This window comes from Knoellia sp. S7-12 (assembly GCF_040518285.1).
Lineage (GTDB): Bacteria > Actinomycetota > Actinomycetes > Actinomycetales > Dermatophilaceae > Knoellia.
Map to the genome: position 1 here is coordinate 2,377,560 of NZ_CP155449.1, position 22,713 is coordinate 2,400,272.

Annotated in this window: 19 protein-coding genes; 9 read left to right on the forward strand and 10 right to left on the reverse strand. The window is 67.6% G+C overall.

The window, feature by feature from the left end; translation table 11 throughout:
* Nucleotides 1-38: 38 nt before the first annotated feature.
* Nucleotides 39-1,574, forward strand: coding sequence for a UDP-N-acetylglucosamine 1-carboxyvinyltransferase (locus V6K52_RS11475; protein WP_353950245.1), 1,536 nt, complete (start codon nucleotides 39-41; stop codon nucleotides 1,572-1,574).
* 5 nt (nucleotides 1,575-1,579) lie between these two features.
* A complete protein-coding gene (locus V6K52_RS11480) occupies nucleotides 1,580-2,698 on the forward strand; it encodes a methyltransferase (protein WP_353950246.1) in 1,119 nt (372 codons plus the stop codon).
* A gap of 2 nt (nucleotides 2,699-2,700) precedes the next feature.
* Here V6K52_RS11480 and V6K52_RS11485 read toward each other — a convergent pair whose 3' ends face one another.
* The 6 genes from V6K52_RS11485 to V6K52_RS11510 form a co-directional block, all read right to left on the reverse strand.
* Entirely contained in the window at nucleotides 2,701-3,450 is a 750-nt protein-coding gene (locus V6K52_RS11485; protein ID WP_353950247.1) for a 3-hydroxybutyrate dehydrogenase, read from the reverse strand.
* Entirely contained in the window at nucleotides 3,443-4,480 is a 1,038-nt protein-coding gene (locus V6K52_RS11490; RefSeq protein ID WP_353950248.1) for a branched-chain amino acid ABC transporter permease, read from the reverse strand. The genes V6K52_RS11485 and V6K52_RS11490 overlap by 8 nt, the downstream gene beginning before the upstream one ends.
* Nucleotides 4,477-5,346 carry a branched-chain amino acid ABC transporter permease gene (locus V6K52_RS11495; RefSeq protein ID WP_353950249.1) on the reverse strand — a complete coding sequence of 290 codons (870 nt, stop codon included), beginning with the start codon at nucleotides 5,344-5,346 and terminating at the stop codon, nucleotides 4,477-4,479. Before V6K52_RS11495 ends, V6K52_RS11490 begins: the two co-directional genes overlap by 4 nt.
* Nucleotides 5,347-5,368: 22 nt before the next feature.
* Nucleotides 5,369-6,619, reverse strand: a complete 1,251-nt coding sequence (locus V6K52_RS11500) for an ABC transporter substrate-binding protein (RefSeq protein ID WP_353950250.1) — start codon at nucleotides 6,617-6,619, stop codon at nucleotides 5,369-5,371.
* A 117-nt stretch (nucleotides 6,620-6,736) separates the two neighbouring features.
* Nucleotides 6,737-7,444 carry an ABC transporter ATP-binding protein gene (locus V6K52_RS11505; RefSeq protein WP_353950251.1) on the reverse strand — a complete coding sequence of 236 codons (708 nt, stop codon included), beginning with the start codon at nucleotides 7,442-7,444 and terminating at the stop codon, nucleotides 6,737-6,739.
* Nucleotides 7,437-8,243 carry an ABC transporter ATP-binding protein gene (locus tag V6K52_RS11510; RefSeq protein WP_353950252.1) on the reverse strand — a complete coding sequence of 269 codons (807 nt, stop codon included), beginning with the start codon at nucleotides 8,241-8,243 and terminating at the stop codon, nucleotides 7,437-7,439. Before V6K52_RS11510 ends, V6K52_RS11505 begins: the two co-directional genes overlap by 8 nt.
* 162 nt (nucleotides 8,244-8,405) lie before the next feature.
* Between V6K52_RS11510 and V6K52_RS11515 the strand changes: the two genes are divergently transcribed.
* Together V6K52_RS11515 and V6K52_RS11520 are read left to right on the forward strand one after the other, a co-directional pair.
* Nucleotides 8,406-10,271 carry a GAF domain-containing protein gene (locus V6K52_RS11515; protein ID WP_353950253.1) on the forward strand — a complete coding sequence of 622 codons (1,866 nt, stop codon included), beginning with the start codon at nucleotides 8,406-8,408 and terminating at the stop codon, nucleotides 10,269-10,271.
* Between the two features lie 39 nt (nucleotides 10,272-10,310).
* Nucleotides 10,311-11,312, forward strand: coding sequence for a hypothetical protein (locus tag V6K52_RS11520; protein WP_353950254.1), 1,002 nt, complete (start codon nucleotides 10,311-10,313; stop codon nucleotides 11,310-11,312).
* A gap of 6 nt (nucleotides 11,313-11,318) precedes the next feature.
* Here the strand turns inward: V6K52_RS11520 and V6K52_RS11525 are convergent, their stop codons facing one another.
* The 4 genes from V6K52_RS11525 to V6K52_RS11540 all read right to left on the reverse strand — a co-directional run bounded on the left by V6K52_RS11525 (nucleotide 11,319) and on the right by V6K52_RS11540 (nucleotide 16,496).
* On the reverse strand, nucleotides 11,319-12,788 hold the full coding sequence (locus V6K52_RS11525; protein ID WP_353950255.1) for a DUF222 domain-containing protein: 1,470 nt from the start codon (nucleotides 12,786-12,788) through the stop codon (nucleotides 11,319-11,321).
* A 228-nt stretch (nucleotides 12,789-13,016) separates the two neighbouring features.
* On the reverse strand, nucleotides 13,017-13,988 hold the full coding sequence (locus tag V6K52_RS11530; protein ID WP_353950256.1) for an alpha/beta hydrolase: 972 nt from the start codon (nucleotides 13,986-13,988) through the stop codon (nucleotides 13,017-13,019).
* Nucleotides 13,989-14,061: 73 nt separating this feature from the next.
* Nucleotides 14,062-15,936: a 1-deoxy-D-xylulose-5-phosphate synthase gene (dxs, locus tag V6K52_RS11535; RefSeq protein WP_353950257.1), complete on the reverse strand. Its 1,875-nt coding sequence runs from the start codon at nucleotides 15,934-15,936 to the stop codon at nucleotides 14,062-14,064.
* Between the two features lie 128 nt (nucleotides 15,937-16,064).
* Nucleotides 16,065-16,496, reverse strand: coding sequence for a hypothetical protein (locus V6K52_RS11540; protein WP_353950258.1), 432 nt, complete (start codon nucleotides 16,494-16,496; stop codon nucleotides 16,065-16,067).
* Between the two features lie 126 nt (nucleotides 16,497-16,622).
* On the opposite strand from V6K52_RS11540, the gene V6K52_RS11545 reads away from it, so the two are divergent.
* Genes V6K52_RS11545 through cobA form a run of 5 tightly spaced genes read left to right on the forward strand, consistent with a single transcriptional unit; the run spans nucleotide 16,623 to nucleotide 22,576 of the window.
* Nucleotides 16,623-18,326 carry a nitrite/sulfite reductase gene (locus V6K52_RS11545; RefSeq protein ID WP_353950259.1) on the forward strand — a complete coding sequence of 568 codons (1,704 nt, stop codon included), beginning with the start codon at nucleotides 16,623-16,625 and terminating at the stop codon, nucleotides 18,324-18,326.
* Nucleotides 18,323-19,039: a phosphoadenylyl-sulfate reductase gene (locus V6K52_RS11550; protein WP_353950260.1), complete on the forward strand. Its 717-nt coding sequence runs from the start codon at nucleotides 18,323-18,325 to the stop codon at nucleotides 19,037-19,039. The genes V6K52_RS11545 and V6K52_RS11550 overlap by 4 nt, the downstream gene beginning before the upstream one ends.
* The gene (gene cysD, locus V6K52_RS11555; protein ID WP_353950261.1) at nucleotides 19,036-19,998 is read left to right on the forward strand and encodes a sulfate adenylyltransferase subunit CysD; all 963 of its coding nucleotides are present in this window, start codon (nucleotides 19,036-19,038) and stop codon (nucleotides 19,996-19,998) included. The genes V6K52_RS11550 and cysD overlap by 4 nt, the downstream gene beginning before the upstream one ends.
* Entirely contained in the window at nucleotides 19,998-21,368 is a 1,371-nt protein-coding gene (locus V6K52_RS11560) for a GTP-binding protein (protein ID WP_353950262.1), read from the forward strand. The genes cysD and V6K52_RS11560 overlap by 1 nt, the downstream gene beginning before the upstream one ends.
* Nucleotides 21,356-22,576: a uroporphyrinogen-III C-methyltransferase gene (cobA, locus tag V6K52_RS11565; RefSeq protein ID WP_353950263.1), complete on the forward strand. Its 1,221-nt coding sequence runs from the start codon at nucleotides 21,356-21,358 to the stop codon at nucleotides 22,574-22,576. The genes V6K52_RS11560 and cobA overlap by 13 nt, the downstream gene beginning before the upstream one ends.
* Nucleotides 22,577-22,713 lie beyond the last annotated feature (137 nt).

Genomic DNA, 22,713 nt, shown 5'->3' on the forward strand with positions numbered 1-22,713 from the left:
GAGTTGCTTTATCTCATATCTGACATACGCTATTCGGCATGACTGAGTCCAGCTACCTCACCCGGATCGGCACCCTCATCAGGGATGCCCGGCGCCATCAGGGCCTGACCCAGAACGAGCTCGCCGACAAGCTCGGCACCAGCCAGAGCGCCGTCGCCCGCATCGAACAAGGCCGCCAGAACCTCAGCCTTGAGATGCTCGCTCGCGTCGGTGAAACCCTCGGCAGCGAGTTCGTCTCCCTCGGCCACAGCGGCCCCCAGCACCTGCGGATCGTCGGCGGCGCCAAGCTGTCCGGCTCGATCCCGGTCAAGACCTCCAAGAATGCAGCCGTGGGCCTGCTCTGCGCCGCCCTGCTCAACAAGGGCCGCACGACGCTGCGCAACCTCGCCCGCATCGAGGAGGTCAACCGGATCATCGAGGTCCTCACCTCGATGGGCGTCAAGGTGCGTTGGCTCCCTGACAGCAGCGACCTCGAGATCATCCCGCCGGCGACCCTCGACCTCGACTCCATCGACATTGCGGCCGCGCGCCGCACCCGCACCGTGATCATGTTCCTCGGACCGCTGCTCCACCAGTTCGACGCGTTCTCCCTGCCTTACGCCGGCGGTTGTGACCTCGGCACGCGCACCGTCGAGCCGCACCTCACCACGCTGAAGTCGTTCGGTCTCGATGTCGCGGCGACGCATGGCTTCTATGAGGCCAAGGTCGACAAGAACACGCGTCCCGAGAAGGCCATCATCCTCACCGAGCGTGGCGACACGGTCACCGAGAACGTCCTCTTCGCCGCTGCCCTGCACCCGGGCACGACCGTCATCCGCAACGCGTCCTCGAACTACATGGTTCAGGACGTCTGCTTCTTCCTCGAGCGTCTTGGCGTCAAGATCGAGGGCATCGGCACGACGACGCTCACGGTCACTGGCTGCGAGTCCATCGACGTCGACGTCGACTACTCCCCCAGCGAGGACCCGATCGAGGCCATGAGCCTCATCGCCGCCGCCGTCGTCACGGAGTCGTCGATCACCATCGAGCGCGCACCGATCGAGTTCCTCGAGATCGAGCTCGCGACGCTGGACGGCATGGGGCTGCAGTACGAGATCTCGCAGGAGTACCTCGCCAAGAACGGCCACACGCGCCTCGCCGACATCACCATCCTGCCGAGCAAGCTGACGGCGCCGATCGACAAGATCGCGCCGATGCCGTTCCCGGGCCTCAACATCGACAACCTGCCGTTCTTCGCGCTCATTGCTGCGTGCGCCGAGGGCACGACGATGATCCACGACTGGGTCTACGAGAACCGCGCCATCTATCTCACCGAGCTCACCAAGGTCGGCGCCCAGGTGCAGCTCCTCGACCCGCACCGCGTCATGATCACCGGCCGCACAGCCAAGTGGCGTCCGGCCGAGGTCATGTGCCCGCCGGCGCTGCGCCCCGGCGTCGTCGTGCTCCTCGCGATGCTCGCGGCCAACGGCACCTCGGTCCTGCGCAACGTCTATGTCATCAATCGTGGCTACGAGGACCTCGCTGAGCGCCTCAACGCTCTCGGCGCCACCATCGAGATCTTCCGCGACATCTGACCTTGATGTCTGAAACCCAGGTGTTTGACTGGAGCAACCTGCGCCGCTGGCCCGACGTCGAGGCATCCAACCTCCAGGCGTGGGACGCCAGTGATCGGCTGATCCTCGACGAGGCCGGTGCGCTGGCCGACGTCGGTGAGGTCGTCGTCATCGGCGACCGTCACGGAGCCCTGACTCTCGGGGCGCTCGAAGCCGGGGCCGCTCGGGTGCGTGTGCACCAGGACGGCATCCTGGGCCAGCGTGCCCTTGAGGCGAACGCCACCCGCCGCGGCGTTGACGGGTTCGAGCACCATCCGCTCGACGCGACACTGGTCGAGGGTGCTCGGCTCGTATTGCTGCAGCTCCCCCGTTCGCTCGACGAGCTCGACGAGATCGCCCAGCTCGTCGCGGCCCACGCCCACGCCGAGGTGCGTGTGATCGCCGGTGGCCGGGTCAAGCACATGTCGCGGTCGATGAACGATGTCCTGGCTCAGTCGTTCGGCCAGGTGCAGGCCAGCCTGGCCAAACAGAAGTCGCGCGCCCTGCACGCCTCCGAGCCGCGCGAGGGTGTCACCTCGACCTGGCCCCGCCAGCAACGCCACGAGGACGCCGGACTCACGATCAGCGCGCATGGCGGTGTCTTCGCGGGCACGGGCATCGACATCGGCACCCGGCTCCTGCTCGACCACATCCCTGAGATGCGTCAGGCCGAGCGGGCCATCGACCTCGCCAGCGGCAGCGGGGTTGTCGCTGCCGCCCTCGCCCTCGCCCGCCCCGATCTGCAGATCCTCGCCACCGACCAGTCGGCTGCCTCAGTCGCGTCGACCCGTGCGACGGCCCTCGCGAATGGCGTGAGCGACCGCGTCGAGATCGTTCGCGCCGACGGACTCGAGACCGTCGACACCGCGTCGGCCCAACTCATCGTCCTCAACCCGCCGTTCCACGTCGGTGCGGCGGTGCACACCGGTCTGGCCGAGCGACTCTTCGCCGACGCTGCGCGCGCTCTCGAGCCCGGCGGTGAGCTCTGGGTCGTCTGGAACACCCCGCTGAACTATCGGCCGATCCTCGACAAGCTGATCGGCTCCACCAAACAGGTCCTGCGCACCAACAAGTTCACCGTCACCTCGTCGCGCAAGCGCACCTGAGGTCAGTGGGCGGTCCAGCCGCCGTCCATCGTGAATGACGATCCGGTGATGGAGTCCGAGGACGGTCCGCACAGGAACCCGATGAGGTCGGCGACCTCGGCCGGCTCGATGAGCCGTTTCACGGCCACCGGAGTCAGCATGACTTCCTCCAGGACTTCGGACTCGGGTATGCCGTGTGCCTGCGCCTGTGCGCTGATCTGCCTCTCCACCAACGGAGTTCGCACATAGGCCGGGTTGATGCAGTTGCTCGTGACGCCCTTGTCGCCGGCCTCGAGGGCCACGACCTTGCTCAGTCCTTCGAGGCCGTGCTTGGCCGACACGTAGGCGGACTTGAAGGCACTGGCCCGCAACCCGTGCACGGACGAGACGTTGACGACGCGACCCCAGCCGGCGGCATACATGTGGGGAAGGCAGGCACGCACGAGCCGGAACGGCGAGAGCAGCATGATCCGGTGGATCCGTTCGAATTCGTCGACGGGGAACTCGTGGACGGGTGCGACGTGCTGGATGCCTGCGTTGTTGACGAGGACGTCGATGTCGGACGGCAGACCGCCGTGCGCATCGAGGTCCGAGAGGTCAACGACCCACGGGGTGACGCGCTCGGCACCGACGCGTGCGACGAGCTTGTCGAGGGCGTCTCCATCGATGTCGACTGCGTGCACCCGCGCGCCCGCGGACGCGAGGCGCTCGACGACGGCAGCACCGATCCCGCTTGCCGCACCAGTGACCAGCGCGGTGCGGCCGTCAAGCATCACGCTTCCCCTGTGCCGCAGTTGCCGCGCGCCCGCGGATCCGTGCGACGAGATCGGCCACGGTGCCCCAGATGCCCTTGCGGAAGAGCAGGACGATGAGGACGAAGATCGTGCCGGTGATGATGCCGATGCCGTTGAACCCCGACGACGCCAGGTAGTCCTCGAGGAGGACCACGACGGCCGCCCCGAGTGGGCCTCCCCACAGGGTGCCGATGCCACCGAGGACCGTGATGAGCACGACCTTGCCGGAGGTCTGCCAGATGAGCTCCTGCAGCGACGCGAACCCGTGGCTCACCGAGAACACTCCCCCGGCCAACCCGGCGATGCCGGCGGAGATGACGAACACCATGATCTTGTAGCGCTCGACGTCGTAGCCCAGCGCCCGCGCGCGGGCCGGGTTGTCACGAATCGCGAGGAGCACTCGACCGAATGGCGACGACACGGTGCGCCAGGCGATGAACGCCCCGAGCAGGATGAGCGGCAGTGCGGCGTAGTAGAAGTAGAACGGTTCGTTCTCGATCAACTCGACCCCGAAGAACGACTTCGGGATGCCCTGCAGACCATTCTCGCCGCCGGTGAGGTCGCGCGCCTGGTTGGCGATGAAGAAGATCATCTGGGCGAACGCCAGAGTCACCATGGCGAAGTAGATCCCGGTGCGGCGCACCGCCAGGTAGCCGGTCGGCACAGCGAGGAGCATTGCCACCACTGCTCCGCCGAGGATGGCGACATGGAACGGCAGACCCGAGCGAGTGGCGATGATCCCGGTGACGTAGGCCGAGGTGCCCCAGAACATCGCGTGACCGAAGCTCAGCAACCCGGTGAAGCCGAGCAGCAGGTCGATGGAGATGGCGAACAGACCCCACGCCATGATGTCCATCGCCACGGGCGGATAGATCAGCCACGGCAGGGCGAGCACTGCGAGCAGTGCGATGACCAGCGCGCCAGCCCGCACGAACGGGTTCAGCTTGCGATCAGGTGCGGCCGACGCGGCGGTCTCGACCCGCGTCGTCTCGGTGAGCTGGGCACTCATGAGGCCTCCTCGCGGCCGAAGAGTCCCGCCGGGCGGACGAGGACGACCGCTGCCATGAGGACGAAGATGAGAACTTGCGCATAGGACGGTGCGTAGGCCTGGCCGTACGCCTCCACGAGCCCGACGAGGAACCCGGCGATGACTGCGCCAAGGATCGAGCCGAGCCCGCCGATGACGACGACGGCAAACAGGATGATGATGAAGTTGCTGCCCATGTCAGCGGTGATCGCCCGGAACGGTGCAGCGAGCACTCCGGCCACACCCGCCAACGCGATCCCGAAACCGAACACCGGTGTCACCCAACGGCCCACGTTGATGCCCAGGGCGCGGGTGCGTTCGGCGTCCTCCGTCGAGGCGCGCACGATCATGCCGATGCGCGTCTTGGTGAGGAGCAGCCACACGGCGACGCAGAGCGCCACCGAGAAGAAGGCCGCGAACAGCTGGTAGCTCGACAGGCTCAAACCGCCCACGGTCACCCGTCCCTCGAGTCCCGCCGGCAGCTCGTAGGGCAACCCGGAGACGCCGTACTTGCGTTTGACCAGGTCGACGATGAGCAACGTCAGACCGAAGGTGAGGAGGAAGTTGTAGAGCGGATCGAGCTTGAGCAGCCACCTCACGAGGAGCCGCTCGACGAGGACGCCGAACAGGAACAACAGGATCGGGACGATGACGAGAGCACCCCAGAACGGGATGTCCGCGACGTCGAGGAGCACGGCCGACCCAACGGCGCCGAGCATGTACATGGCGCCGTGGCTGAAGTTGACCACCCCCATGACACCGAAGATGACCGCCAGCCCCAGGGCGGCGAGGGCATAGAAGCCGCCCGTCGCCAGGCCCTGGAGCGTGTACTGGATGAATGCACTCATCGGGTTCTCAACAAACCCTTCGTCACATCGAGCAGCCGGACTCGGCTACCGGCTTGAAGGCGTCGGCCGCGGGAATGGTGGCGACGATCTTCTCGTAGTCCCACTCCTCCTTGACCTCGGCGGCGGGCTTGACCTCGGCGAGGTAGGCGTCGTGGATGACGCGGTGGTCCGCGGCACGAACCTCACCGTTGCGCAGGAAGAAGTCGTTGATCTTCTTGCCCTCGAGCTTGGCGACGACGTCGTCACCCTTGTCGCTGCCCGCCTCCTGGACGGCCTCGAGGTAGTTGTAGGCGGCGGAGTAGTTCGCGGCGTGCGCGAACGATGGGCGCGTCTTGGTCCTCTCCTGGAACTTGTCGGCCCACTTGCGGTTCTGCTCGTCGAAGTTCCAGTACCAGGCCTCGGTGAAGGTCACGCCCTTGAACTGCTCGGCGCCCAGGCTGTGGATGTCGGTGATGAACATCAGGCCGACGGCCAGCTTGATCTGGTCGCTGATGCCCGCCTGGTTGTACTGCTTGACGAAGTTGATGAGGTCACCACCGGCGTGCATCGTGCCGATGACATCGGGCTTGTCGGCCGCAGCCTTGGTGATGTAGGTCGCGAAGTTGTCGTTGGGGAACGGCGTCGGGACCTTCTGGCCGATCGCACCGCCGGCCGTCGTGATCTGGCCCTCGAACGACTTGGTCATGTCCTGACCGAACGCGTAGTCGGGGTAGACGACGTTCCACTTCTTGCCGCCGTCCTTGGTGAGCGTGCCACCCGTGCCCTTGGCGAGCATGTAGGTGTCGTAGGCCCAGTGGAACGTGTACTTGTTGCACTGCGCCCCCGTGAGGGCGGTCGTGCCGGCGCCGATGTTGATGTAGACCTTCTTCTTCGCCTTGGCCTGCGTCGCAACCGCCAGGGCTGCGGACGAGGTCGGGACGTCGAGGATGATGTCGGCCTTCTGCCGGTCGTAGAGCTCCTGCGCCTTGGTGTTGGCGATGTCGGGCTTGTTCTGGTGGTCGGCCGTGACCACCTCGATGTTCTTGCTCACTGCATCGTCCTTGTGCGCGGCCTTCCAGTCCTCGACGGCCATCTTCACGGCCTCGACCGAGTTGGGTCCGGAGAGGTCCTTGTAGACGCCGGACTGGTCGTTCAGCACGGCGAGGACGATCTTGTCGTCACTGATCTTGCCGCCGTCGGACGACGGGCCGCCGCCCGCGCTGCCGCACGCGGTCAGCACTAGGCCTGAACTGGCCACCATGGCCGCAAGGCTGATCATCTTGGTGTTTCGCATGTTCCCCTCCTGGGGTGTGTATGCCGTGCCCGGCGGTGAAGTTTCTTTGGTGCAGTTCTGGTGTGGCTGGGTGTTCAGGGAGTGGCTGGGTCAATCCGGGAGTGGCCAGGGATCTGGTCACATGCCGAGGTGTTCGAGCAGTTCCGTTGTGCGGGACTGGAATTGGGAGTTGTCGAGACTCTCGACGACCTCGCCCAGGGCGAGGAGGTTGTGGCGGTCGGCCACGGTCGACGCGAACTTCACGTTCTGCTCGACGAGGAGCACGGCGACACCCTGGGCCTTGATGTCGCGGATGATCTGACCGATCTGGTTGACGATGACCGGCGCCAGTCCCTCACTTGGCTCATCGAGGAGCAGGAGTCGCGACCCTGCTCTCAGGGGCCGAGCCATGGCGAGCATCTGCTGCTCACCGCCAGAGAGCTTGGTCCCCGGGAAGTCGCGGCGTTCGCGAAGGACCGGGAACTGGTCGTAGATCTTGTCCAGGCTCCACGCTGCGGCCTTGTCGACAACTGGCGGGAGACTGAGGTTCTCGGCGACGGTGAGGGTGGCATAGATCCCGCGGTCATCGGGCACCCACCCGAGTCCGAGGCGGGCCCGCTTGTCGGCGGAGCGACCGTCCAGGGCCGTTCCGGCGAAGGTGATCGAACCGCGAACTCCCTTGTGCAGACCCATGATCGAGCGAAGCAGTGTCGTCTTGCCGGCACCATTGCGACCGACGAGCGTCACGACCTCTCCGGCCGCGACGTCAATGGAGACGTCGCGCAGGACCTGCGCCTCGCCATAGAACGCCGACAGCTTGTAGACCGAGAGCAACGCGTCACTCATGGGTGTCTCCCGACTCTCCGAGGTATGCCGTGATGACCTTGTCGTCGCGCCGCACCTCGTCGTAGGTCCCCTCTGCGAGCACCTCGCCCGATTGCAGGACGGTGACCCGGTCGGCGAGCGACCCGACGACGTGCATGTTGTGGTCGACGAAGACGACCGTGCGTCCGTCCGACACCTTCTTGACGAGGGCGATGGTCCGGTCGACATCCTCGAGCCCCATTCCCGCGGTGGGCTCGTCGAGCAGGAGCAGTGAGGGGTCGAGCGCGAGGGCCAGGGCGATCTCGAGGGCCCGCTTCTGGCCGTAGGCGAGGGAACCGGCCCTCTGCCCGCTTCGGTCCGCGAGCCCGACCTCGGAGAGCAATTCCATCGAGCGATCCCGAAAGGCGCCGAGTCGTTTGCGCGAGGTCCAGAAGCGGTAGCCGATCCCGGTCGGTGAGGCGAGGGCGAGCTCAAGGTGCTCGAGCAAAGTCATCTGCTCGAACAGGCTCGTGATCTGGAAGGACCGAGCAACACCGAGGTGGGCGATCTGCTCCGGCTGCTTCCCGGCGATGTCGTCACCGCGCAGGAGGATCTGCCCGGACGTTGGCGTGAGGAAGCCGGTGAGCAGGTTGAAGAGGGTGGTCTTGCCGGCCCCGTTGGGTCCCACGAGTGCGTGGATCGTGCCGTCCGCGACGTCGAGGTTCACGCCATTGACAGCAGTGAACCCGCGGAAGTCCTTCGTCAGGTCGACGGTCCGCAGGATCGTGGTCGACACCCCCGATGGGGACACCGGGTTTGTCGTCGATGGGCTCGCGCTCACCAGCACCTCCTTGTGCTCCGCGCTGCAGGACATCTGCAAGCGGTGAGGCCCCACCATAGGGCGGGCCGCAGATACCTCACATGGCGCGAGGCACCATGGTCCGATCCGTCTCATGGCGTCACGACCCATACATCGGTCGTTCGGTGCGCCTAGGATCGGCTCATGCACGATGACGTGGATGTGGGCACCCGCCTGCTCGAGATGCTCGCCTCAGGGGCGTCCGCCGGGGACCTTGCCTCCCTCGACGTCGACCCCCATGCCCGCGACCTCGCCATCCGGATCAGTGGCGCCTTCGACGTGCAGCGCCGCCGAGAGCAGCAACTGGCCGCCCTCGTCGACACCGCTGGCGAGCTGGCCTCGATGAGTGACCCGTCCGTCGTCCTCGACGCCATCGTCCGCCGGGCCCGCACTCTCATGGGCACGGACGTCGCCTACCTCACCCTGTTTGACCACGAGCGTGGCGACACCTTCATGCGCGCCACGGCAGGGTCAGTCTCTGCGCAGTTCCAGGTCGTGCGGCTGGCATTCGGTGCGGGCCTCGGTGGCTTGGTTGCCCAGTCGCACAAGCCCTACTGGACCGCTGACTACTTCGCCGACGCCCGTTTCCGGCACACCCACTCCATCGATGGCGCCGTGGGCGACGAGGGCCTCGTCGCCATCTGTGGCACGCCACTCATCGTCAAGGACGAGTTCGTCGGAGTCCTCTTCGCGTCCAACCGGACCCCGCGCCCATTCACCCACGACGAGGTCGCCCTCCTCGGCTCCCTCGCAGCCCTCGCGGCCGTGACGATCGTCCAGGTGCGGGCCGTCGAGGAGTCGTCGCGCACTCTGGCCGCCCTGTCCAACGCCACCGAACGAGTGAGCCACTACGCCGCCGGCATCGAACGCGCCGCAGCAGCACACGACCGGTTCGCCGAGATCGTCCTCGAGGGTGGTGGGGTCGATGACCTCACCGAAGCACTGGCGCAGCTTCTTGGGGGCTGGGCGCTCCTCCTCGACCTCGATGGAGCCGCCCGCAGCAGCGCGGGAGAGGCCCGACCGACCGGCGAGGCGCTGCGCGATCTTGCCGCCCAAGTCGCGGGTGGCGTCGAGGGTGGCCGCCTGTCCAGGCTCGGTGACTTCTGGGCCATCGGCATCGCTGCAGCGGGCGAACCCCTCGGCACCCTCGTCATCGGCGAGGTCTCCTCGATGGACGACTCCGACGAGCGCACGGTTGAGCGAGCAGCCGTCGTCACGGCGCTCGTCCTCCTCGGGGAGCGCAACCGGGCAGAGACTCGGCAGCAGCAGCGCACCGACCTTGTCTCGGGGCTCGTGAGCGGGCATGTCGACCTCGGGACCCTCCTTCCTGCCACGCGTTCACTGGGCCTCGACCTGCGCGAACCTGCCTGCCTGCTCGCGGTCCTCGGAACCCAGACGACCACCGCTCGATCACTCGTCCTCGCCGTCAACGCCGCACTGGGTGGCACCGGCCTCGTGGGCGAGGTCGAAGGACATGTCGTCGCGCTGGTGCCCGGGGGCGAACCCGGCTCTGCCGCAGCCGATCTGGCGCAGCGACTGTCACGCAGCCACGTCGTCACCGTGGGTGCAGCGGGCCCCGTGAGCGAGGTCGCAGGAACGCTCGGTGTCGATCTCGCGGCGGCTCACACCGAGGCCATCCGCACAGCCGAGGCGCTCGTTGCGCTCGGACGTCGTGGGGATGGGGCCGCGGCCGCAGATCTGGGTTTCGCCGGCCTGATCGTGGGCACCCAGCCGGAAGTCACGGCATACGTCCATTCCGTCCTCGGACCGTTGCACGACTATGACTCCTCGCGGGGCACCGACCTCGTCGGGACGCTCGAGGCCTACTTCCTGGCAGGGGCCAGCCCACGGCATGCGGCCACGAAGCTGCACGTCCACACCAACACGGTCGCCCAGCGGCTGGAGCGGATCACCCGGCTCGTGGGTGACGGGTGGCAGTCCCCCGAGCGGGCACTCGAGCTGCAGCTCGCACTGCGGCTGCGCCACCTCGTGTCCGCCACCACCCACTGAGACTGCGCCTCACCCCCGATCACCTGCGAGGCTGTGCGCGTGCTCACCCCCAACGATGTCGCCAAGTGCGAGCAGTGGTTCGACAGCCACGGACTTCCCTACTTCGTCGAGGCCGGTCACGCATCGATCAGGCGCGCCTTTGCCCCGAGGGTGATCGCCCTGTGGGGTGCCATCGCGCTCGTCCTTGGCGCAGGAGGCGGCGCACTGGCCAGGGCCGCGGACGCGTCCTGGCCGGATGCGGTCTCGGTGGCCCTCGGTGCTGCGGCGGTCGTGCTCCTACTGCGTTGCGGACGGGTGCTCCGCGTCCCCCTCATCGGGCGATGGGCGCTCGCGCACGCCTGGGAGGGACGATCGCTCCTCGTCCCGCTGGCGACCCGCGCACTGCCCTTCCTCCTGTTGTTCATCACCTTCCTCTTCATCAACACGGAGGTCTGGCAGGTCGCCTCGTCGCTGAGCCGCCGACTCCTGTGGTCGAGCGTCGCGGTGTTCGTGGTCCTGGCGGTGGGGTTCCTGGCACCGTCGTTCGACAAGGAGATCAGCCGGCTGGGAGCGGAGGTCGAGGGCGACCGTCTGGCTGAGTCGTGTGTCGGGACGCCCGTCGCCTCGGCCGCCCGTGAGATCCTCGCCGAACCGCACCTGGCACGTGAGGTCGCCGGCATCCGGCTGCGCGGGCTCCAGCGCAACAACTTGCTCCTCATGCTCTTCATCACCCAGGCCATCCAAGTGGCGATCCTGGCCCTCATCGTCTTCACGTTCTTCGTCGTGTTCGGCTCGATCGCGATCCGGCCCGACGTGATCGAGTCGTGGGTCGGACACCCCCCGACCTACGAGACCGGGGGCCTCCACCTTGTGAGCAACGAACTCTTCTCGGTGGCCGTGTTCCTGTCGGGGTTCGCTGGCCTCTACTTCACGGTGCAGGCGGTCATCGACCAGAATTATCGCCGCGAGTTCTTCTCCCAGATCGAGGACGACCTGCAGCGCGCGATTGGCGTTCGCAAGGTCTATGTCGCCCTGCGCGCCCATCTGGCCGAACGCCCCTGAGACCGCTCAGGCGGCCCAGTAGTGACCCTCGTGGGCATCCTCAAGCCACACGTCGAACTCTTCTGCGAAACGTTCCTGCTCCCCGTCGAGCTCGATGAGCGGAGGGTCTGCATCTGGGATTTCGCCCAGCCACCCTTCGCCAAGAATCGGCGGAGCTGTGGAGTCATGGACACGCCCGGTCGGTGTCGTGATGCGTATGCCGTGCGCTCCAGTGCCGTCGAGCCCGGTGGACTGCACTGCGAAATGCCACCCAGCCTGTTCCTTCACCAGATTGTGTCGTTGGCACTCACCGCCGCCGTTGGCGGCCGAGGTCTTGCCGCCTTCATGGACAGGCGTTACATGGTCGGTCTGCACGGCCGGTGCGTCGCACCACGGGACACGGCAGGTCGGGTCACGCAGTTCGAGGAAGCGGCGGAGTCCACCGAGGAAGCGGCGGCGCTGGGAGTCGAGGGCGACGAGGTCGCGTCCGGTGGGGTCCGTGAACAGGCGCCGCAGCCAGAGACCACTTGGTGGGTCACTGTTGTCGGCGTGGTCGAGAAGGTCCGCCACGTGCGCACGTGCTTCGGCGCCGGGGATGGGCCCCCAGCCGGGAATGACGGCAACATCATCAGACGGCGCCCGACCACCGAACGCTGCCTGCAGGAGCACCTTGTCGGTCATGACGAGGTTGACCTCGACCGGTTGCGGTTGCCCCTTCGCGCGACCACTGAGGAGTTCGAGGGCGCGGTCGGCGAGCCAGGCGCCCTTGCCGCGGGTGTCAGCACGCGCGGCTGCTGCCACGGCTTCCCACTCATCGGCGGGCAGGTCGGGGTCGATAATGTTGCGGCGCCCCTCCTCTGCGGTCAATGCAACGTGGGCCCCGATGACGTCTTTCATCGGCCCGAGGACTGACAACCAGGCCATGCCGTCCGCGGCCGCACGCACCGACATCCGACGGGACGCGACCGCGCGCCTGTTCCGCTCGGCCAAGGACTCCGCATCAAGAGCGGCACCTGCACGTCGCGCGGCCCCAGCCAGCGCCTTGTCGCCCAGTGCACCCATGGTCTTGGCGAGACGCCTATCGACTTCGGCACGGTGCTCAACGCTCAGGCATGCTGTCTCTCGCACCATGATCAGGGCGCGACGTTCGCTGATCTCCCCACGCTCCAAGGCGCCCATCGTCAGTGGCATCTCGTCCACGAGAGCCTTTGCGACACCCACGTGCTGGTCCGCCAGGGTCGGAGAACAACGCCGCGCCAACGCCAGGTCGGCGCGCACACTGCGCGAATCCTCACCCAACGCTTCCCGATCCACCACCGCGGCCGCAGTCAGTCGAGCCTGTGCCGCAGCGGCCGCACCCTTGAGCGACTCCAAGGCCGCGACGGCTGCAATCCGGCCGGCTTGGGTGAGTCCCTCGGGTTGAACCTGGGCCAGAGACGACACGACAGAGAGGACCTCAACGTCAGGTCCTCTGCTCATCGTCGGCGCTTCCCTCATGCCACTCATCGTACACCCGTTCTATGACAGTCTCGAGACTTCTCCACAACCAATACCGTTGCAGCACAGCACTTTTGCGTCGAGGCATGGTGTTGAACCCATGGGGCAGGAGACGTGCATCTCCAACATATTCCTCAGCACCGACACAAACGGGTCGGCCCAGGACTGCGAGCGTTCCCAGCAGGTCGACATTGGGCATAGCGCTGCCGATCACGGACGACCCTCGATTCAACTCGTCGATGCCAACTGACGGTCGATCACGTCAGCCAGTGCTCGAACCGGTGCCAGGTCGAGGATGATCGAGTAGTGGTTCGTGTCAGGGACGGCTGTCACTCGCAGGCCCGGCGGAAGGTTCAGGGCCTGCAACCGGCCCTCGTCATAGAGCCCTTGCGGTTCGTCGAGAAGACCGCGCTGCGCCCACAGCAGCTCGACGTCGACGTCCGCCTCCACCGCGCAACGGGCGGCGCCCAACGTCGTGTGGTCGGCCAGCACGTCCCGCCCGTCGGCACGCACGGCATCGAGGATGCAGCTCGACCGCCACCCCTGCGCCGTCTCGATCAGGTCGTGCTCGAGATATCGACGCAGCCAGAGACCCCCCGGTCCCGCGAGCAGCGGCCCGACAGAAGGGTGCCGACGCCAGAACGCGAGGTGGTCCTCGGGCGAGTCGAACACCATCGAGAGCCGGGTCATCGCCGGTCCGAGGACACTCGACAACGCGTCGTCAACGGTCATTGTCACGGGCGCTGGAAACCCAAGACCACCATCGACGAGAACGACCGACCGGAAACGCTCCGGTTCCGCGGCCGCAGCCACGGCCGCAACGAAGGCGCCCATTGAGTGGCCCACGAGGATCGGCCGACCGCCGAAGGCCGACGCGATGGCGAGGACATCGTCGGCGTGGACACCGATCCCATAGGGACCGGGAACGTCACGGCTGGCCGCTCGGCCACGCAGATCGGGGGCAAGCAGTCGAACAGCACCAGCACCATGCCGACGCACGAGCTCGTCGGCGAGCACCTGCCAGGCAAGCCCGTTGGCGGTGATGCCGTGAAGTGCCAGGACGACCGGCACGTCAGGCGAGGTCGCACCAGGGATGAGGTCGTGGACGGCCAGCGTGCCGGACGTGACCTCCACGGTGAACGCCGGGATCACCCGCACTTGGCTCCCCTTCACACGACGGGTCGCCGGATGCCACCCCATGCGTTCGACCGTATGCCGGTCACGAAGGATCGAGCATGGGTTCCGGCACCACAGAGCCCGTGTGCTTGTGGTGTCAGCGGAGGGCGTCGAGGAGTCGGATCGAGATGGCATCGGGGGTGAGGCCGATGCGGTCGAGGATCTGCCCACGCGACCCGTGGTCGAGGAACTCCCGCGGCAACCCGAAGAGATCCACGGGGGTGTCGATCCCGCTGTCGCGCAACGCAACCAAGACATGGGAGCCCACGCCGCCGGACACCGAGTTGTCCTCGAGGACAGCGATGCGACGGGCCGACGCAGCAAGGCCACCCACGACCGGGTTGACCGGCAGTGCCCACACCGGGTCGATGACGCGCACGCGCAGTCCCTCGGCCGAGAGCTTGTCAGCGACCGTGAGGGCGGTCGCGACCATCGACCCGATGCCGACGAGGAGCAGGTCGACCTCCTCGGCTGTGCCGTCGGGCTCAACCAACACGTCAACCCCGTCGACGGTCCGCACAGCCTCGATCGGGTCAGCAACCGAACCCTTGGGGAAGCGGATGACCGAGGGCGCATCCTCGATGTCGACAGCAGCGCGCAACGCCAACGGGATCTGGAAGCCGTCACGCGGAGCGGCCAGGTGCAGCCCGGGGACGATACCCACGAGGGACATGTCCCACATGCCGTGGTGAGAAGCGCCATCGGGCCCGGTGATGCCGGAGCGGTCGAGCACGAACGTCACGCCGGCCTTGTGCAGCGCGCAATCCATCAACAGCTGGTCGAAGGCGCGGTTCAGGAAAGTCGCATAGATCGCGACAACCGGATGCAGGCCGGCATACGCAAGACCTGCAGCCATTGTCGTGGCGTGCTGCTCGGCGATGCCGACGTCGAAGGTGCGGTCGGGGAAGCGCTTGGAGAACGCGTCGAGCCCGACCGGGATCATCATGGCCGCGGTGATCGCGACGACGTCCTCGCGCTCATCCCCCAGCTCGACCAGGGCATCACTGAACTCGTCGGTCCAGCTGCGCCCCGAGATCTCGAGCGGCAGGCCGGTCTCGGGGTTGATGACACCGACGGCGTGGAACTGGTCGCTCTCGTCGTTGACGGCGTGCTCGTAGCCCTTGCCCTTCTGGGTGATGACGTGAACGAGCACCGGTCCACCGAACGCCTTCGCCCGGCGGAGCGCCTGCTCGAGCGCGGCCTCGTCGTGACCGTCGATGGGGCCGACGTATTTGAGGCCGAGGTCCTCGAAGAGCCCCTGCGGCGCGACGATGTCCTTGATGCCCTTCTTCACACCGTGGAGCGTCTCGTACATCGCTCCCCCGACAACGGGCGTGCGATGCAGCGCCGACTTGCCCCAGTCGAGGAACCGCTCATAGCCGCGCGTGGTGCGCAGGGTCGCGAGGTGGTCGGCGAGCCCGCCGCGAGTGGGTGCGTAGGAGCGCTCGTTGTCGTTGACGACGATGACGAGCGGCAGGTCGGACTCGGCAGCGATGTTGTTGATGGCCTCCCAGGCCATACCGCCAGTGAGTGCGCCGTCACCGATCACGGCGACGGTATGCCGGTCGCGCTCGCCTGCGATGACACGGCCAGCTGCGATGCCGTGGGCCCACGACAGCGAACTCGACGCGTGGGAGCTCTCGACGACGTCGTGCTCGGACTCGGCCCGACTCGGATAACCCGACAGCCCGCCCTGCTTGCGCAGCGACGAGAAGTCGTGGCGGCCGGTGAGGAGCTTGTGGACGTAGGACTGGTGACCGGTGTCGAAGACGACGGCGTCGTGGGGACTGTCGAAGACCCGGTGGATCGCGATCGTCAACTCGACGACGCCGAGGTTGGGTCCGAGATGGCCGCCGGTGCGTGAGACCTCGTCGACGAGGAACGTGCGGATCTCCTGCGCCAACGTCGCCAGCTCGGCGCGGCTCAGGGCCTTGAGGTCGTCAGGTCCCTGGATGCGCTCCAACACGCTCACGCGTTCTCCTTCTCGGTGCAGATGTCCATCCGCAAGAGTCTAGGTGCTGTCGTGCTCAACCTCCGCTCCCCCATGACGACCGCGACACCTCTCACACACAACGTTCACGGGTCCCACACCAGCCCACCTCAGAGCCGCGGGACGAAGGCATGACCCTGCATCGCCTCCAGCAGCAGCCCGGCGGCGCGACGTGCCGCGAGCAGCCGTGCACCCTCGGCCTCGAGTGCCGCGAGCGCGGCGGCGATCCCTTCGGGCTCGACGTGGTCGGTGAGATCGACCCTCAATCCCCTGTATGCCGTCCGCATGGCTCCCAGCTGCCCGTCCAGGTGGTGCGTGGTCACCCAGGCGAGGGCGATCGGATGATGGCGCCACACGGCATACATGCGGTAGTCCGAAGGGCAGTGATCGAGCAGCCAGCCGACGGCGGGCACCTGCCAGCCGGGCGCGCCGGGCGGCGGCACGCGGTCGGGCCATCCGGGTGGCCCGGGCCGCCCCGTTCCGCCCGGCGCTCCGGGGCTCGCCGCACGGCGCAGTGGCGGCCGTGCGGCGGTCTCGAACATACGTTCGATAGTAGCGCTTCTCGCACCCTGAACGGCACGGCCACATCGTGGACCATGGCCAACAACGTCATAACTGCCGCTTATGCTTTCCATCAGCATTGGCACCCCATTGAGGAACGAGGATCCATGACGAGCGTCGCCTCCGGTAGTCGCGCCCTGCGGCCGCCGCGCACCGGCCGGTCCAACGGTCAGTGGGCGGTCGACGGCCGTGAGCCGCTCAACCCCAACGAGACGTTCAAGGCGGAGGACAACGGCCTCAACGTCCGCGAGCGGATCGAGACGATCTATGCGCGCGACGGTTTCGACGCCATCCCCGGCGACGACCTCCACGGCCGGTTCCGCTGGTGGGGCCTCTACACGCAGCGCAAGCCCGGCATCGATGGTGGACGCACTGCCTCGCTCGAACCGCATGAGCTCGAGGACAAGTTCTTCATGCTCCGCGTCCGCACCGACGGTCAGGTCCTCTCCCCCGACCAGCTTCGCGTCCTGGGTGGCATCTCCACCGACTTCGCTCGCGAGAGCGCCGACATCAGCGACCGTCAGAACATTCAGTACCACTGGATCGCGATCGAGAACGTCCCCGAGATCTGGAGTCGCCTCGAGGCCGTCGGCCTGCAGACGACCGAGGCCTGCGGTGACACCCCGCGCTCGTTCCTCGGCAGTCCCGTCGCCGGCATCGCTGCCGACGAGATCATCGACCCCACCGCGCTCATCAAGGTCATCACCGATCGCTGGCTCGGTGATCCCGAGTTGTCCAACCTGCCGCGCAAGTTCAAGACGGCGATCACCGGACACCCGAGCCAGGACGTCGTCCACGAGATCAACGACATCTCCTTGGTGGGTGTCGTCCACCCCGAGCTCGGGCCCGGCTTCGACCTCTGGGTCGGTGGGGCCCTCTCGACCGCGCCCCGGCTCGCCGAACGGCTCGGCGTGTTCGTGTCCGAGGCCGACGCCCCCGACGTGTGGCATGGCGTCATCTCGATCTTCCGCGACTACGGCTACCGGCGGATGCGCACCAAGGCCCGTCTGAAGTTCCTCCTCGCTGAGTGGGGACCCGAGAAGTTCCGCCACGTCCTCGAGACCGAGTACCTCGGACGCGCCCTGCCCGACGGTCCGGCGCCCGCCCCCGCCACGGGACCCGGCGACCACATCGGCGTGCACCCACAGAAGGACGGCCGCTTCTATGTCGGCGCCGCGCCGATCGTCGGCCGAGTCAGCGGCACCATCCTCACCCGCCTCGGTGACCTCGTCGAGCGCCTTGGTGGCGACGGTGTGCGCCTCACCGCGCACCAGAAGCTCGTCGTCCTCGGCATCCCCAAGGACGGAGTCGACGAGCTCGTCGCCGGCCTCGAGGAACTCGGGCTCACCGCCACACCCAGCCCGTTCCGTCGCACGACGATGGCCTGCACCGGCATCGAGTACTGCAAGCTCGCGATCGTCGACACCAAGGACACCGCGACGGCCGTCATTGCCGAGCTCGAGCAGCGCCTAGCCGGCATCGAGCTCGACACACCGATCTCCTTGCACGTCAACGGTTGCCCGAACTCGTGCGCCCGCATCCAGACCGCCGACATCGGGCTCAAGGGCCTCATCACGACCAACGACGCGGGCGACCAGGTCCCCGGTTTCCAGGTCCACCTCGGTGGTGGGCTGGCCTCCCCCGAGCGGGACGAGGCAGGTCTGGGTCGCACGGTGCGCGGCCTCAAGGTCGCGTCAACCGATCTCGCTGACTACGTCGAACGCATCACCCGCCGCTTCCTGACGCAGCGGACCGACAGCGAGTCCTTCGCCACCTGGGCACACCGAGTCACGGACGAGGAGCTGACATGAGCACCCTGACCAGACGCAGCACCAAGCGCAGCGAAGAGGAACTGCGTGCCCTTGCTCTCCAGGGCTCACAGCTCGACGACACCGACGCCGCCGGTGTCGCACGCTGGGCCGCCGAGAACTTCCCCGGGAGCCTCGCCGTCGCCTGCAGCATGGCCGAAGGCGTTCTCCCCCACCTGATCTCACAACACTCCCCCGGCGTCGACGTCCTGTTCCTGGAGACCGGCTACCACTTCTCCGACACCCTCGGCACACGCGCCCGGGTCGCCGACGAACTGGACGTCAACGTCGTCGACGTGCTCCCCGAGCTGACCGTCGCCGAGCAGGACGCGAAGTTCGGGGCTCGCTTGTATGAGCGCGACCCGGCGTCCTGCTGCGCGATGCGCAAGGTGGAGCCGCTCGGCCGCACGCTCGCGGGCTACGAGGCCTGGGTGACCGGCGTGCGCCGCGACGAAGCGCCGACCCGGACCACGACACCCCTCGTCACGTTCGACGAGAAGCACGGGCTCGTGAAGATCAACCCCCTCGTCACGTGGTCGCTCGACGACGTCACCGACTACGCGCTCGACAACGGCGTACCCATCAATCTCCTTCTCACCGACGGTTATCCGTCGATCGGCTGCGAGCCGTGCACCATGCGCGTCGCACCCGGCGAGGACCCTCGATCCGGTCGTTGGTCCGGACTCTCAAAGACCGAATGCGGGATCCACACATGAGCGCATCCACGATCGAACAAGACACCCCGGCCGGCGTGGGGCCCACGGCGCCCGGCTCCGACACGCACGTCCTGAGTCAGCTCGATGCCCTCGAGGCCGAGGCGATCCTCATCATCCGCGAGGTCGTCGGCGAGCTCGAACGCCCCGTGCTGCTCTTCAGCGGCGGCAAGGACTCCGTCGTCATGCTGCACCTGGCGACGAAAGCCTTCTGGCCCGCACCCATTCCGTTCCCCGTGTTGCACGTCGACACGGGGCACAACTTCCCCGAGGTGCTCGCATACCGCGACGAGACGGTCGAGCGCCTCGGGCTGCGGCTCGAGGTGGCGAGCGTGCAGGACTACCTCGACGACGGACGACTGCGTGAGCGGGCCGACGGTCTGCGCAACGCCCTCCAGACCGTGCCGCTGCTGGACGCGATCAACGAGCATCGCTTCGACGGTGTCTTCGGTGGCGGACGGCGCGACGAGGAGAAGGCCCGCGCCAAGGAGCGGATCGTCTCTCTCCGTGACGAATTCGGCCAGTGGGACCCCAAGAACCAGCGGCCCGAGTTGTGGAACCTCTTCAACCCGCGGCACCGGCCGGGCGAGCACGTGCGCGCGTTCCCGATCAGCAACTGGACCGAGGTCGACGTCTGGAAGTACATCGACCGCGAGGACATTCCGCTGGCCCCGCTCTATTACGCCCACGAGCGCGAGGTCTTCAGCCGCGACGGCATGTGGCTCGCGGTCGGCCCCTACAGCCAGCCACGCGACGACGAGCCGGTCGAGACGCGCCTCGTGCGCTACCGGACCGTCGGTGACATGTCATGCACCGGCGCCGTCGAGTCACCGGCGCTCACGAACGCCGAGATCGTCGTCGAGGTGGCCGCCTCGACCTTGACCGAACGCGGTGCCACGCGCGCCGACGACCGGGTCTCCGAGGCCGCAATGGAAGACCGCAAGAAGGAGGGCTACTTCTGATGGCCACCGCGACCGCTGCCCCCACCACCGCCGTCACCTCGGCTCCGGCCACCACGGGGACCCTGCTCCGCCTCTCGACTGCTGGCTCCGTCGACGATGGCAAATCCACCCTCGTCGGCCGCCTGCTCCACGACACGAAGTCCGTCCTGTCCGACCAGCTCGCGGCCGTCGAGCGTGTCTCGCGCGACCGTGGGCTCACAGGCGCAGACCTCGCCCTCCTCACCGACGGCCTGCGCGCCGAACGCGAGCAGGGCATCACGATCGACGTGGCCTACCGCTACTTCGCGACGGCCAGGCGCTCCTTCGTGCTCGCCGACTGCCCCGGCCACGTCCAGTACACACGGAACACCGTGACCGGTAGCTCGACGGCCGACGTCGTCATCCTCCTCGTCGATGCGCGCAAGGGCGTGCTCGAGCAGACCCGCCGCCACCTCGCCGTCACCGCTCTGCTCCGCGTGCCTCACGTGATCGTGGCCGTCAACAAGATCGACCTCGTTAACTTCTCGCAGGAGGTCTACGAACGGGTCAACGCCGAGGTGCAGGCCGTCGCCCGCGAACTCGGCGTCGAGGAGGCCACCGCCATCCCGGTGAGTGCCCTCGATGGCGACAACGTGGCCAGCCGGTCGACTCGCACGCCGTGGTACGGCGGGCCGAGCCTCCTCGAGTTGCTCGAAGCGCTGCCGCCTGCGGATGACCCGGGGCACGAGGCCTTCCGACTGCCCGTCCAACTCGTCATCCGCCCGCAGGGTGCAGCGGTCGACCTGGCCCATCGCGACTACCGGGGGTATGCCGGCCAGGTCGCGTCGGGTGTCGTGCGCGTCGGTGACGAGGTCGTGGCGCTCCCGTCAGGTCGCCGCTCGACGGTCACCGGGATCGACCTGGGCGAGCGATCACTCGATGAGGCGTTCGCGCTGCAGTCGGTCACCCTGCGCCTCGCCGACGAGATCGACATCTCCCGGGGTGACGTCCTCGCCTCGGTGGTCGGCGCCCCCGAGCCCACCCAGGACATCAAGGCTGTCGTGTGCTGGCTCGGCGATGCACCCCTGCGTCCCGGCCAGCGGCTCCTGCTCAAGCACGGTTCGCGCACGGTGCAGTCCGCGGTCCGCACGATCGACGGTGTCCTTGACCTCGACGACCTGCATTCCGTCCCCTCGGACATCCTGTCGCTCAACGACATCGGCCTCGTGACCCTCCGCCTGGCGAACCCGGTGCCGGTCGAGAACTACTCGACCTCACGCCGGGGCGGGTCCTTCCTCCTCATCGATGCCCACGACGGCCGCACCGTGGCAGCGGGCATGGTCGGCTCGACGTTGCCGACCGGAGCCGATGCGCCGACCCAGCCCGAGGGTGATGAGGCATGGGAGATCTGAAGGCCGCTCTGCCGGTCGTCCTGGACCTGACCGGCCGACTCGTCGCCGTCTTCGGTGGCGGGCCGGTGACGGGGCGGCGCCTTCGGACGTTCCTGGACGAGGGAGCCCTCGTGCGGCTCGTGTCCCCCTGGATCTGCGAAGAGGTCCACGACCTCATGGTGGAGCACCCTGAGCGCGTGACCTGGCTCCAGCGCGACTACGCCGGCCCCACGGACCTCGACGAAGCCTGGCTCGTCCACACCGCCACGGGCGACCCCGACGTCGACAGCACTGTCAGCGCCGACGCCGCAGGGCGTCGCCTGTGGTGCATTGATGCGACGGACTCGCGTGGCACCGCTGCGAGCATCCCCGCCCGGACACAGGTCAGCACTCCCGACGGCACGGTCACCGTGGCCGTCCACGCCGGGGGCGACCCCGTCCTCTCGACGACTGTGCGCGACGGAATCGACCTGGCGTTGCGCAGCGGAGGCCTCGACCTCCGTCGTCACCGCCCGCGCACCTCCGGATGGGTCGCACTCGTGGGCGGCGGTCCCGGCGCAGACGGCCTGCTGACGGCTCGCGGCCACGAACTCCTTGCCAGCGCCGACGTCGTCGTCGTCGACCGCCTCGCTCCGCGCGGTGTCGTGTCGCGACTCCCGGAGTCGGTGCGGATCATCGACGTGGGCAAGACCCCCGGCCACCACCCCGTCCCCCAGGACCGCATCAACGCGATCCTCGTCGAGGAGGCGGAGCGCGGCCATGGAGTCGTCCGCCTCAAGGGTGGCGACCCCTATGTCCTCGGCCGCGGAGGTGAGGAGCGCCTTGCGTGCGAGGCACACGGCATACCCGTGGAGGTCGTTCCGGGCGTGACGAGCGCGGTTTCCGTGCCCGCCGCAGCCGGCATCCCCCTCACCCACCGCGGCGTCGCCAAGGCGTTCACCGTGGTCTCGGGTCACGAGCAGATCCCGACGCTCCCACCCGGCTCGGACCACACGCTCGTGCTGCTCATGGGTGTCTCCACGCTCCGTGACAGCGCGAACTCCCTTGTGGCAGAGGGTCGCTCATCAGATTGCCCTGTGGCCATCATCGAACGTGGCTTCCTCCCAACCCAGCGGGTGACGATCGGCACGCTGGGCGACATTGCGGACGTGGCGCTCTTCCGGGGAGTCGAGTCGCCAGCCGTCGTCGTCGTCGGCGACGTCGTCCGCCTCGCACACGACCCCCGCTGACCCTCACCCCTCCGCTCGAGCGCCGTCCTCAACCTGCCCCAGGGTGACGAGATCCACGGGGGGTGCCTGCGACTCGATAACCCATAGGTGTTGGCCTGAACACCTATGGGTTATCGGCGCTTGCGAGGACAGGTCCA